General features: G+C 56.8%; 10 protein-coding genes. All 10 read left to right on the top strand.

Annotated elements, in window-relative coordinates; translation table 11 throughout:
- Positions 1–250 precede the first annotated feature (250 nt).
- Positions 251–1,240 carry a glycosyltransferase family 2 protein gene (locus tag AD948_RS08660; protein WP_211264460.1) on the top strand — a complete coding sequence of 330 codons (990 nt, stop codon included), beginning with the start codon at positions 251–253 and terminating at the stop codon, positions 1,238–1,240.
- A gap of 83 nt (positions 1,241–1,323) precedes the next feature.
- Positions 1,324–2,304 carry a glycosyltransferase family 2 protein gene (locus tag AD948_RS08655; protein ID WP_061471501.1) on the top strand — a complete coding sequence of 327 codons (981 nt, stop codon included), beginning with the start codon at positions 1,324–1,326 and terminating at the stop codon, positions 2,302–2,304.
- Positions 2,305–2,645: 341 nt separating this feature from the next.
- Entirely contained in the window at positions 2,646–3,800 is a 1,155-nt protein-coding gene (ispF, locus tag AD948_RS08650; RefSeq protein WP_061471528.1) for a 2-C-methyl-D-erythritol 2,4-cyclodiphosphate synthase, read from the top strand.
- A gap of 280 nt (positions 3,801–4,080) precedes the next feature.
- A complete protein-coding gene (gene dusB, locus AD948_RS08645) occupies positions 4,081–5,154 on the top strand; it encodes a tRNA dihydrouridine synthase DusB (protein ID WP_035381003.1) in 1,074 nt (357 codons plus the stop codon).
- A gap of 10 nt (positions 5,155–5,164) precedes the next feature.
- Positions 5,165–6,274, top strand: a complete 1,110-nt coding sequence (locus AD948_RS08640) for a two-component system sensor histidine kinase NtrB (protein WP_006559676.1) — start codon at positions 5,165–5,167, stop codon at positions 6,272–6,274.
- Positions 6,275–6,336: 62 nt separating this feature from the next.
- Positions 6,337–7,776 carry a nitrogen regulation protein NR(I) gene (gene ntrC, locus AD948_RS08635; RefSeq protein WP_006559675.1) on the top strand — a complete coding sequence of 480 codons (1,440 nt, stop codon included), beginning with the start codon at positions 6,337–6,339 and terminating at the stop codon, positions 7,774–7,776.
- A gap of 9 nt (positions 7,777–7,785) precedes the next feature.
- Positions 7,786–10,050 (top strand): sensor histidine kinase NtrY-like, encoded by a 2,265-nt coding sequence (locus AD948_RS08630; RefSeq protein ID WP_006559674.1) that lies wholly within the window; start codon positions 7,786–7,788, stop codon positions 10,048–10,050.
- Entirely contained in the window at positions 10,040–11,431 is a 1,392-nt protein-coding gene (gene ntrX, locus AD948_RS08625; RefSeq protein ID WP_006559673.1) for a nitrogen assimilation response regulator NtrX, read from the top strand. Before AD948_RS08630 ends, ntrX begins: the two co-directional genes overlap by 11 nt.
- Positions 11,432–11,498: 67 nt before the next feature.
- Entirely contained in the window at positions 11,499–11,783 is a 285-nt protein-coding gene (gene hfq, locus AD948_RS08620) for an RNA chaperone Hfq (protein WP_006559672.1), read from the top strand.
- Positions 11,764–13,080 carry a GTPase HflX gene (gene hflX, locus AD948_RS08615; RefSeq protein ID WP_006559671.1) on the top strand — a complete coding sequence of 439 codons (1,317 nt, stop codon included), beginning with the start codon at positions 11,764–11,766 and terminating at the stop codon, positions 13,078–13,080. Before hfq ends, hflX begins: the two co-directional genes overlap by 20 nt.
- Positions 13,081–13,231 lie beyond the last annotated feature (151 nt).

The raw sequence follows: 13,231 nt of genomic DNA, 5'->3' as shown, positions 1-13,231 counted from the left end.
GCACAAAAAGAAAGCAGAAAAAATCATCGTTCATGCGTGGATTTGAAGAAAAATAAGGCATGGTTACGGGAAGGATAAAATATTAAAGTCAGCATCGGCGTTTAAACGCTGCATCCTATCACGTATGCTTGCTACGCTGTTCAGTTAGTCTGCTAAGCTCATTAAGATGTAAGCTAGGCCATATGACGATTTTCCGTTCTGGAAAATACTTTTTAAGTTGTAGCGCGCTAAACGATACGGTTTTTCAAACATGCCCACTCGATTACCTGTTTCAGATATCCCTTCTCTTAGTGTGGTTGTGCCTTGCTATAATGAGCAGGTTGTTTTGCCAGAGTTTCACCAGCATCTCTGCGCCGTGATGGGCCGTGTCGGGCGGCCGTGGGAGGTGGTTTACGTCAACGATGGTTCCAAAGATCAGACACTTGTGGTCATGCGTGATCTGGAACAGCAGGATAATCGGGTCTCCAGTGTCAATCTTTCTCGCAACTTCGGAAAGGAAATAGCGCTGACAGCCGGGCTGGACCATGCCCGTGGAACTCAGGGCGTGATTGTGATCGATGCCGATCTGCAGGACCCGCCTGAAGTTATTGAAACGTTGGTGGCCGAATGGTCGGACGATGTGGATATGGTATATGCCCGCAGACGGGCGCGGGAGGGTGAGAGCATCCCAAAGCGTTTTACGGCGTGGATGTTTTACCGGGTGATGGCTAAACTTGGGAACCGTGTTGTCATTCCGCCAGACACCGGCGATTTTCGGCTTCTTAGCCGCCGAGCGCTGGATAGTCTGTTGCAGATGCGTGAACGCCATCGCTTCATGAAAGGGTTGTTTGCCTGGATAGGCTATCCCTCCAAGGCCGTGTTTTATGATCGGGCGCCACGGGCGGCAGGGGTTACCAGCTTCAATTACTGGTCCTTGTGGAATTTTGCGCTGGAAGGAATTACCTCGTTCTCCGTACTGCCCTTGCAGTTAGGGACGTATCTGGGGTTTGTGATTTCCCTGCTGGCCGTGTTGTATGGCGGATGGATTGTGTTGAACACACTTTTGTTCGGCTCCCATGTGCCCGGCTATCCCAGCCTGATGAGTGTTATCCTGTTTCTGGGCGGTGTTCAGCTCATGACGCTCGGGCTAATAGGCGAATATATTGGTCGTATTTTCAACGAGACAAAAAATCGTCCTCTCTATTTTGTTGAGTCCTACCATGTGGCAGGGGTGCCGCAGGCTGGTGTTAAACCAGAGTGATCTGCTCCAATGCGCAGGCGGCATGGCGTGTTGCGCCAAGGCAGGGCAACATTGCTCCATGTTTCATGGTGCCTGTTACGTAAATGCCGAAAAAGGAAGAGGGCGTACTCGTGCATGAAGGCGCAGATCAGCCTGACGTGCTGACCATTATCGTGCCCTGCTATAATGAGGAGCCTGTTCTGCTGCAGTCTGCGACTTGTCTGGCAGAACAACTCCAGAAAATGGTTGAGGCAGGTCTTGTGGCACAACAGAGCAAGGTGCTGTTTGTGGATGACGGCAGCACTGATCAGACGTGGCCTATAATTACCAATCTGGCTGCCCGCTCGGGCTCTTTTTGCGGGATGAAGCTGTCACGGAATGTTGGGCATCAGAATGCGCTTCTGGCTGGGTTGAGCGCTGTGCAGGAAGGTCCTTGTATCAGCATAGATGCGGATTTGCAGGATTCCGTTGCGGCCATGAGCGCCATGGTCGAACATTATCGGGACGGCTGCCAGGTGGTGTATGGGGTGCGGCAGGATCGTTCAGCCGATACGCTTTTTAAACGGACCACGGCACGTCTTTTTTATCGCTTCATGACGATAATGGGCGTGGAAACCATTGAAGATCACGCAGATTATCGTCTGCTGGGTCCTGAAGCGAGAAAAGCCGTGCTCTCGTTCACGGAAGAAAACCTTTATCTGCGTGGTATTGTACCCTTGGTGGGGTTCAGAACAGCAAGCGTCTATTATACCCGTACGCCTCGGTTGGGCGGAGAGTCCAAATACACGCTGTTCCGGATGGTGGCCCTTGCATTGCGGGGAGTGACATCTTTTTCAGTCGTTCCCTTACGGATGATCGCGCTTCTGGGTGTCAGTGTATTTCTCTTGGGGCTTGTGAGCATCCTCTGGAGCGTGGTGGATAAGCTGTTCTTCCAGCCTGCGATCGGGTGGGCGTCTCTTAACGCCATGATCTGCCTGATTGGCGGGCTTCAGATGCTCGCGCTGGGGATTGTTGGGGAATATATCGGCTGTATTTATACCGAGGTGAAGCGGCGCCCCCGTTTCTTTATTGAGCAGACCACCTGACAGTAATCTGAAGGGGTCTAAAAACCCCTATTTTGATTTTTGCAGTAATAGCGATATCAATGGGCTGCGATTTTTATACAGGCGGAAAAGAGGGTTTTTAGAACCCTCCAGATTTTTATGCCTGAAAAAGCGGCTTCGACGTCTGACGGTGGTATTACAGGGTCAAGAAGGCACCGCATTCAAGTGTAAAAAGGAGCATCCAACTGATACGAGAGGCTTTAGTCCCCCGTCTGCTGGTTTATGTCCGGCTGGCCGACAAAGCGGGTAGCAGCCTCTGATGGTCATGCGGTATGCCATTTTCCGCCTTGACGCCGCACGGTTCCGGCCTCATTCCTCCCGTCATGCGAGTTGCTGCCATTCTTCTGGCTGCCGGAACAGGCAGCCGTTACGCCGCTACCAGCGGGTCTGATACGCCAAAGCAATATGTGCTTCTGGCGGGCCTGCCGGTTATCCGTCACGCTGCGGAAGCCCTGATGCCGCATGTGACCTGCCTGCAACCAGTCGGGCATCCGGACTCCCTGCGGGATGCGCTGGACGGGCTTGAAACCCTGCCGCCGGTAGCGGGGGGAGAAACCCGCCAGGCCAGTGTGCGGGCCGGCCTTGAAGCGCTGGACAAGCTGCCGGAAGATCAGAAGCCTGATCTGGTGCTGGTGCATGATGGTGCGCGTCCCTATGTGACCGCGACCGTAATCCAGAACGTGATTTCAGCCCTGAGCGAACATCCGGGGGCAATACCGGCGGTGCCGGTGGCTGATACGCTCAAGCGGGAAGAAAATGGCGTGATTGCGGGCACAGTCTCGCGTGATCACCTGTTCCGCGCGCAAACACCTCAGGGGTTCCGCTTCGGACTGTTTCGTGACCTGCATCGTTCGGCTTCTTCCCAGAGTGCGACGGACGATGCCAAGCTGCTGGAAGATGCCGGGTTCAGCGTGGCGCTGGTGCGTGGCGATGAAGACAATATCAAGCTGACTTATGAGGATGATCTCGTGCGTCTTGAACGATTGATCGGCCCGACCCTTTTGCCGCGCGTGGGGCTTGGGTACGACGTGCATGCGTTTGAAGAAGGGCGTCCGCTTATTCTGTGCGGCATTACTGTGCCGCACACCAAAGGGCTCGCTGGTCATTCTGACGCAGATGTCGGGATACACGCGCTGTGTGATGCCATTTATGGTGCGCTAGCTGAAGGCGACATCGGGCGCCATTTTCCGCCAAGCCAGAATGAATGGAAAGATGCGGACAGTGCGCGTTTTCTGGTGCATGCCGGTCAGCGTATTCGTGAGCGCGGGGGCATGCTGATTAATGCGGATCTGACGTTGATCTGCGAGCGTCCCAAAATTGGCCCGCATGCAGAAGCCATGCGCCAGCGGTTGGCGGATTTGTTGCAGGTGGATATTGGCCGCATTTCCGTGAAGGCGACAACCTCCGAGCGTCTGGGCTTTACGGGGCGTGAAGAAGGTATTGCCTGCACGGCGGCGGTTTCCGTTCTGGTCCCCTGATCCGAAGGGCATTTTTGCGCTGCTTGAGGCCAGAAAGGCACTCTGCTCCGTAAGGAGGGGTGCCTTTTTTCTGTTGAAGAGGCCTGCGCAAGATAGTCTTGAAGCTGGCTGGGCAGGAGACTATAACCCGCGTTACAACATGTAAGGCCCGGTTATAAAACCGTTGGGAAACTGAGCTTTTTGTTGTCCTGAAGCGTTAGAATGTTTCGGATATAAAAGATTGATTCCGGGGCGGGAAAACGCTATTCCTGCCTAAATCATAGGCAATGTGGAAAAGATAGTGCAAACGCAACCGTTAGTGCGGCCTATTGAGTTGGGCGGCGGCATCCGTATTGAAACGCCTGTTATTCTGGCCCCCATGTCTGGCGTGACAGATCTGCCGTTTCGGCGTCTGGCGCGCAAGTTGGGCGCTGGGCTTGTGGTTTCAGAAATGATCGCCTCCTGGGCCATGGTGCGTGAGAATGACACAACCCTCCGCATGGCCGAGGTTGCAGACGCGGGCGGCCCCAACGCCGTGCAGCTTGCCGGGTGTGACCCTGATGCCATGGCGGAAGCAGCACGCATTGCCGTTGGCCGCGGTGCGGACATGATTGATATCAATTTTGGCTGCCCGGTGAAGAAAGTGGCCGTGGGCCAGATGGCCGGTTCGGCCCTTATGCGGGATGAGGTTGCTGCGGGCCGTCTGCTGGAAGCCACGGTCAAAGCCGTAGATGTGCCAGTTACCCTGAAAATGCGGATGGGGTGGGATCATCAGCATCTGAATGCGCCGGTTCTGGCCCGTATTGCGCAGCAGGCTGGTATTCGCATGATCACGGTGCATGGGCGTACCCGGCAGCAATTCTATAATGGCACGGCAAACTGGGCTTTTGTGCGCACGGTGAAGGACGCCGTTGACCTGCCTGTTATTGTGAATGGCGATATCCTGACCCTTGATGATGCCAGAACCGCCCTGGCGGAATCAGGTGCGGATGGAGTGATGATCGGCCGTGGCTGCTATGGACGGCCGTGGTTTCTGGCACAGGTGGCGCAGGCTCTGCTTACGGGTGAAAACGTGCCTGACCCTGACCTGCCTACAGAAAAAGCCATTGTGCTTGAACATTATGACATGATGCTCCGCCATTTTGGCGAGCGTCCAGGCCTGCGGTTGGCCCGTAAACATGTTGCCTGGTATTCTGCTGGCCTGCCGAATTCCGCCGGTTTTCGGGCTGCGTTCAACCGGGTTGATAACGCGCCAGAAGCCATTGCCATGATGACTGATTTTTACGATCAGCAGATTGCAGCAGGCGCAGTGCGTGAGCCACGCGTTTCCCGCCATGCAGAAGCGGCGGAGCAGGCTCAGGCCTGCGCTGCGTGATCAGGTCTGCATGAAACCCGGCGCTCTTTCAGCAACAGAAAGGTCAGACCCCGGCATTCTTCTGGATAGTCTGCCTGTGCCAGTGCTGGAACTTGGCCCAGATGATGGCATTCGTTTTGCCAATTCAGCCGCGGAAGAGTTTTTTGCCATGTCCCGGCATCAGTTGTGTCAGGGCGCCTTGCAGGATCTGGTTCCTTCTGATCACCCGCTTTTTCTGTTGGTGCAGCATCTCCGCCGTGAAGGTGGAAGTGTAACGGAGCATGAACTGGCCTTCAGCAGTCCGCGCTTCCATCGGGAAGGGGTGACGGTGCAGGGGGCGGATGTGCCCGATTGCCCGGGTTCCATCCTGTTGACCGTGTATGATTCCTCCACCGCGCGGACGCTCGACAGGCAGATGGCGTTTCGCTCTGCTGCCCGTAGTGTGTCAGGCATGGCGGCCATGCTGGCGCATGAAGTGCGTAATCCCCTGTCAGGCATAAAAGGGGCGGCACAAATTCTGGAAAATGCGGTTTCCGATCAGGATCGGGAACTGGCCACCTTGATCTGTGATGAAGTGGACCGGATTGATGCGCTGGTTGAGCGGATGGGCATGTTTGGAGAAGCCCCAACGGATTACCGTTCGCTTAATATCCACCGGCTTCTGGAGCATGTGAAACTCCTGGCAAATCAGGGGTTTGCCGCGGGTATCCGTATTGTGGAGCGGTATGATCCGTCCCTCCCGCATGTGTGGGGAGACCGGGATCAGCTTGTTCAGGTGCTTATCAATCTGGTGAAAAACGCTGCGGAAGCCATCCGGGAAACCGGCAAGCCGGGTGAAATTACGCTTATGACAAGCTACCGGCCAGGTATTCGCATGGCTGTGCCCGGTACAACCCAATGGCGGCATCTGCCGTTGGTGGTCACGGTGCGGGATACCGGGCCCGGTATTTCCGAGACCATTCGTCCGCATCTGTTCGAGCCCTTTCTGAGCACCAAAATGAGTGGAAGCGGGCTTGGATTGGCCCTTGTGGGCAAGATCATGGATGACCACGGTGGGGTGATTGAAGTAGAAAGCCGCCCCGGCCGGACGGAAATAAGCCTGTATCTGCCAGTTGTTTCTGAAGACCATCCCGTCACCTGAAGCGTTTTGCGCGCTTCCGGATTTTATCTGATTTCAACGCTGCTGAATGTGATCTTCCTGCCATGACGCCTCTGCCCACCATTCTTGTTGCTGATGACGACCGTTCTATTCGTACCGTGCTGGGGCAGGCTTTGGGGCGGGCCGGATATCAGGTGCAGTCCACGCCCAATGCAGCCACGCTATGGCAATGGGTTGAGGAAGGCGAGGGCGATCTGGTGATTACGGATGTGATCATGCCTGATGGCAGCGGGCTCGATCTCATTCCGCGCATCAGGCAGGCGCGGCCCGACCTGCGTATTATTGTCATGAGCGCACAATCCAACCTCATGACGGCTGTGAAAGCGACACAGCGGGGCGCGTTTGAATATCTGGCCAAGCCTTTTGACCTGAAAGAGCTTCTGAGCGTTGTTGGCCGGGCGCTGGCGGCCCCAGCGCAGGAAGTGGCCAAACCAGCCGTAAGCGCCAGCCCGGAAGAACGTTTGCCGCTGATTGGTCAGTCCGTGGTGATGCAGGGCATCTATCGGAGCATCGCTCGCCTGACGACATCTGATCTGACTGTCATGATCAGCGGGGAAAGTGGCACCGGCAAGGAACTGGTGGCGCGCGCCTTGCATGAATATGGGCGCAGGCGGGGCGGCCCCTTTATTGCAGTGAACATGGCGGCTATCCCGCGTGACCAGATTGAGAGCGAGTTGTTTGGCCAGGAGCGCACAGCAGGGGGCAGAAGTCCGGGGCGCTTTGAGCAGGCGGCGGGAGGCACACTGTTTCTGGATGAAATTGGCGACATGCCGCCAGAAGCCCAGACTCGTCTGCTGCGTGTCTTGCAGGACGGCGAATTCACGACGGTTGGGGGGCGTGCTCCCATTCGGGCAGATGTGCGCATTATTGCCGCAACTCACCGTGATCTGCGGCAGGCTATCCGTGCCGGAACCTTTCGTGAGGATCTGTACTATCGCCTGAATGTGGTGCCTGTGCGCCTGCCGCCGCTGAGGGAACGGTTGGAGGATATTCCGCTGCTGGCCCGCCATTTTCTGGCGCAGTGCCGGGACGCAGGTGGTCCTTCCAAGGTGCTGGATGAGTCCGCTATCGAGCGTTTGCAGTCCTGGCGGTGGCCCGGCAACGTGCGGGAACTGGAAAACCTGATCCGCCGTATTGTGGCGCTTTATCCGCAGGAAACCATAGGTAGTGATCTGATTGACGCTGAACTGGCTGAACCGCTGGCAAACGAGGCATTGGTGGAGAAAACAGCGGTGGAAGAGCCGCTGTCCGAGGCTGTTTCCCGCCATATCCTGCGTTACCTTGTGGCTGGCAGGGAAGGGATGCCCCTGAATGATCTGTATTCCCGCGTCATCATGGAAGTGGAGCGCCCGCTTATTCAGATGACGTTGACTGAAACACGGGGCAACCAGATCAAAGCGGCCTCCATGCTGGGGTTGAACCGGAATACGCTGCGCAAGAAAATACGTGAACTGGAAATACCGGTTGTGCGTGGCGTGGTCTGACCGGCGCGCATGAAGCACTTTCTCTCCACGTTCAAGGCGCTGCTCTCCCGCACCCGGCTGCATTGGCTGCTGCGGTCCCTTGAGCGAAAAAGTGTGGCGCTTACCTTGGCAGCGCTTGCGCTGTGCCTGGGGTTTGCAACCTTTGTCGCGCTCTCAGGCGGTATGTCCTTCGGGCATTATGCCATCATAGAACCGCTGATTCTGCTGGTGAACAGCCTTGTGCTGGGTCTGCTGCTGCTGGCGCTGGCCATGCGTGTGGGGCCCATGTTGGCCGAACATCGCAAAGGGCTGGCCGGGGCGCGCCTGCATGTGCGGCTGGTCACTCTTTTTGGCATTGTGGCTGTGGCCCCCACTCTGGTGGTGGGCGCATTCGCCACATTGTTTTTTCATTACGGCATTCAGATCTGGTTTGCGGACAGGGTCAATACAGCGCTGACGGAAGCCCTTGAAGCATCACGTGGGTATCTGACGGAACACAACGCCAATATCCGGACAGATGCGTTCTCGATGGCCAACTATATCACCAGTGCGGAAAATGAACTGGCGGCCAGCGGCATGAACCTGTTGCAGGACCCGGATGCATTGGGCCAGATGCTGGACAGTCAGGCCACCATGCGCGGTCTGACCGAAGCTTTGGTGTATGACCCTATTACCAACAAGGTGGTGGCGGCTGGCGGGTTGATGAGCCGCACCGGCTATATGCAGGATCTACCGCCTCCGGCTGCCACGCTGATGGCCCGCACCAATGATGTTGCCATCCTTGATTCCCCGGATGAGCGCCGTGTGCGCGCCGTGGTAGAGCTTTCTCAGACGCCTGCCCTGATGCTGGTGATCACCCGCTTGGTGGACCCCACCATTCTGGAGCACATGCACCGCACGGAAAAAGTGGTGGCGGATTACAAGCGCCTGAATGACAACAAGGCGAAAATCCAGCTTACCTTCATCATGATCTTTGCACTGGTGGCCTTGCTGGTGCTGGCAGCAGCAGCGCTGATCGGGTTGGCTCTGGCCAATCAGATTGCCAAGCCGCTGGGTCTGCTGATTCTGGCAGCACGCCGTATCAGTGAAGGGGATCTGGGCGTCCATGTGCCCGAATCCAACCGTGATGATGAAGTGACGAGCCTGTCCCGCGCCTTTAACCGCATGACGGAACAGCTTGCCAGCCAACGTTCGGAACTGATGGCGGCCTATGGCCAGATCAATGAACGCCGCCGTTTTACGGAGGCTGTGCTGTCCGGTGTTTCCGCCGGGGTGATCGGGCTGGATGTGGAGCAACGGATTGAACTGCCGAACCGCGCCGCTTGCCTACTGCTTCAGACAGATCTGATGGATGCCATTGGCGAGCCGCTTTCCGTCCGGGTACCGGACTTTGCGGAAATGTTGGCCGAAGCCCGTCAGGCCCCCGATCAGGTTATCACGCGGGAGGTGCAGACAGGCCCGGTAACCAACCGCCGCATGTTGCTTGTGCGGCTGGGGGCGGAGCTACGCGGCACGGTAACGGAAGGGTATGTGATCACGTTTGATGATATTACGGCCCTGCAGCTTGCCCAGCGCAAGGCGGCCTGGGCGGATGTCGCCCGCCGTATCGCCCATGAAATCAAGAATCCGTTGACCCCCATCCAGCTTGCGGCGGAGCGGCTGAAGCGGCGCTTCCTGCGCGAAATTACGTCTGATCCTGAAACATTTGCCCAGTGCGCTGATACAATTGTGCGCCAGGTGGGGGATATCGGGCGTATGGTGGACGAGTTTTCCGCATTCGCCCGCATGCCGCAGCCTGTTATGACTCAGGAAGATCTGTCCCGCATCGTGCGGGAAGTTCTGGTGCTGCAACGCAATGCGCACCCGGAGATTACCTACCATGTCAGCCTGCCGGACAGGGGGCCGATCGTGCGGTGTGATCGGCGTCTGATCAGCCAGGCGTTGATCAACCTCTTACAGAATGCGGCAGATGCCATTGCCATGACGGCAAAACAGGGTGATGTTGGAGAACATGGCGTAAACGTGGCAGGCGCGATATGGATTGGTCTGCAAGAGGATCAGGACGAGGTTGAGATTTCAGTTGCAGATAATGGTGTGGGCCTGCCTTCAGATGACAGGCACCGCCTGACGGAACCCTATGTGACGCACAAGGCCAAAGGCACCGGACTGGGGCTGGCCATTGTGAAGAAAATTATGGAAGACCACGGGGGTGCAGTGCGTCTGGAAGACAGGACGGAGGAAACAGGAACTGTGGCTATTCTGATGTTGCCGATGAAGGACGACCATGGCTCATGAAATCCTGATTGTTGATGATGAGCCTGATATTCGGATGCTCATTGAGGGCATTCTTGAAGATGAAGGATACGAAACGCGGGTTGCCGGAAATTCCGATGCAGCCATAGCGGCGTTCCGCGCACGTAGGCCATCTCTGGTTGTGCTGGATGTGTGGTTGCAGGGGTCCAAGCTGGATGGGCTTGGTATCCTTAATGTACTGCACGCGGAAGAACCCTCTGTGCCCGTTATCATGATCTCCGGGCACGGCACGATTGAAACAGCCGTGGCGGCGTTGCAGCACGGTGCCTATGACTTCATTGAAAAGCCGTTTCAGGCAGACCGGTTGCTGGTTGTGGTGCGGCGTGCTCTTGAAGCCTCCCGTCTGGCCAAGGAAAATGAAGAACTCAGGCTGCGCGCCGGGCAGGACACGGAACTGTTTGGTAACAGCGCCCTGATTTCAGCTGTGCGTGGGCAGATTGAACGGGTAGCCCCCACAGGTTCCCGCGTGTTGATTACGGGTGGCCCCGGTTCCGGCAAGGAAGTGGCTGCGCGGATGATTCATGCGCGCTCACGCCGGGCTGATGGTCCTTTTGTGGCCCTGAACTGCGCGATTCTGGCTCCCGGCCGGTTTGAGGAAGAACTGTTCGGGCTGGAAGGTGCGCCAGATGGTACAGGCCGCCGCACCGGGGTTCTGGAACGCGCCCATGGCGGCACGCTGGTGCTGGATGAAGTGGCGGATATGCCGCTTGAGACACAGGGCAAGATTGTCCGTGCCTTGCAGGATCAGACGTTTGAGCGCCTGGGCGGTTCTACGCGTGTAAAGGTTGATGTGCGTGTTCTGGCGACCACAAACCGGGATTTACAGGCCGAAATCATGGCGGGACGCTTCCGTGAGGACCTGTATTATCGGCTGGCGGTTGTGCCCCTGAGCGTACCGGGGCTGCGGGAGCGGCGGGATGATATTCCGGGCCTTGCGGAACTGTTTTTGCGGCGGGCCGCTGAAATGGCCGGGCTGCCCAAACGGGAACTCTCGGCTGATGCCATAGCCGCCCTTCAGGCATATGACTGGCCCGGTAACGCGCGTGAACTGCGGAACCTGATGGAACGGGTGCTGATCATGCTGCCCGGCAATACGGTGGAGCCCATTCGGGCGGACATGTTGCCTTCCACCATCGGGGAGGGCGCGCCAGCCCTGCTGAAGTTTGATGCCGCGGCGGATGTAATGAGCCTTCCGCTGCGTGAAGCGCGAGATATGTTTGAAACCCAGTACCTTCAGGCGCAGTTATTACGTTTTGGCGGCAATATCAGCCGTACGGCCATATTTGTTGGCATGGAACGCAGCGCATTGCATCGCAAACTGAAACAGCTTGGTGTAACATCAGAAGAACGAGGGGCGGGCTAGGGCGATTGCAGCGTACACTGCACGCGGGTTCCGACTTTAACAAAAAACGAGAATAGGGCCTCACACTGTGGAAAAGGAAACCGGGTATAACGTGCAAGATGCGTTTTTGAGCCAGATTCGTCGCTCACGTGCGTCTGTTACGGTATTTTTGGTCAATGGCGTCAAATTACAGGGCAACATTACGTGGTTTGACGAGACGACCGTTCTGCTAAAGCGGGACGAGCATACCCAGCTCATTTACAAGCATGCCATCAGCACGGTCATGCCTTCCATACCAGTCAATATATTTGAAACCCCGGCGTCTGGCGCGTCGGCAGACAGAGAAGCAACTCTTGGCGACGACTTTATCTGATACAAAACCCTCCGCCACGCGCGGCGCCGTTATCCTGCCGTGGGAAAAATCCTCCCATGATCAGGATATCCGGGCGGCAGAAGCCCGGCTTGAAGAAGCTGTGGGCCTTGCAGCCTCCATCGGTCTGGTCATTGTCCGGCAGGCAGTGCTGCTGGTACGGGCCAAACGGTCAGCCACCCTGTTGGGAAGCGGGCAGGTCGACTCGCTCAAGGTCGCCGTCAAAGCGGACAAGATTGATGTTCTGGTGGTTGATGCCCGGCTTACCCCCGGCCAGCAGCGAAATCTGGAAACGGAATTTGGCTGCAAGGTGATCGACCGGACGGGCCTTATTCTTGATATTTTCGGTGCACGTGCAGCCACCAAGGAAGGCACGCTTCAGGTTGAACTGGCGCATCTGGAATATCAGCGCTCGCGGCTGGTGCGGCTGTGGACTCACCTTGAACGTCAGCGCGGGGGCTTCGGCTTCCTTGGTGGCCCCGGTGAAACGCAGATCGAAGCTGACCGCCGGATGATTGGTGACCGCATTGTGCGGTTGAAAAAGGAACTGGAGCAGGTTCGGCGTACCCGCGGCTTGCACCGGCAGGCCCGTAAGCGTGTGCCTTTCCCGGTTGTTGCACTTGTCGGCTATACCAACGCAGGTAAATCAACCCTGTTCAATGCCCTGACCGGGGCCACCGTTTACGCCAAGGATCAGCTTTTTGCCACGCTGGATCCGACCATGCGGGCCATTACGCTTCCATCCGGCAGGCGTATCATTCTTTCCGACACTGTGGGCTTTATCAGTGATCTGCCAACAGAACTGATTGCGGCCTTTCGTGCCACGCTGGAAGAAGTGGCGGAGGCAGATATCATCCTGCACGTGCGTGACATTGCGCATCCAGACAGTGCTGCCCAGAAGAAAGATGTGTTTGGTGTGCTGGATGGCATGGCACGGGACGACATGATTGAGTCTGACTGGGCCAGCCGCATGATTGAAGTTATGAACAAGGCTGATCTGCTGGGTGGCCCGGATGCGGTGCCGCAGACAGAAGATACTGTGGCCATTTCCGCTATCACCGGGGACGGTTTGCCAGCCCTGATGGATGTGATTGACCGCCGTATTACGTCTTCCATGGAAAATGTGCGGTATCGGGTTCCGCTTTCTGATGGTGCAGCTTCGGCGTGGCTCTATCAGCACGGTGAGGTAACTGACCGGCAGGATGATGATACATGCACAACCATTACCGTGCGCCTGCTTGCTGAAGACCGAGCCCGCTTTGAAAGTCTGTTCAAGCATGTTGAACCGCTCGTCGCCTGATTTTTTCTTCAGGATAAAAGATTAGAAAATGGCCAGTTCCTGTCAGGACTGGCCAATTTTTATGGGACTATGCGGAAAATTCTCTTGAGGAAGGGACGGGAAGGCCGGACCCTGCGTTCCTGCGTTCCTGCGTTCCTGCGTTCCTGCGTTC

This window comes from Acetobacter senegalensis, assembly GCF_001580995.1.
GTDB lineage: Bacteria > Pseudomonadota > Alphaproteobacteria > Acetobacterales > Acetobacteraceae > Acetobacter > Acetobacter senegalensis.
Note: the sequence above shows the minus strand (reverse complement) of the source record. Positions and strands in the feature narration are given on the sequence as shown.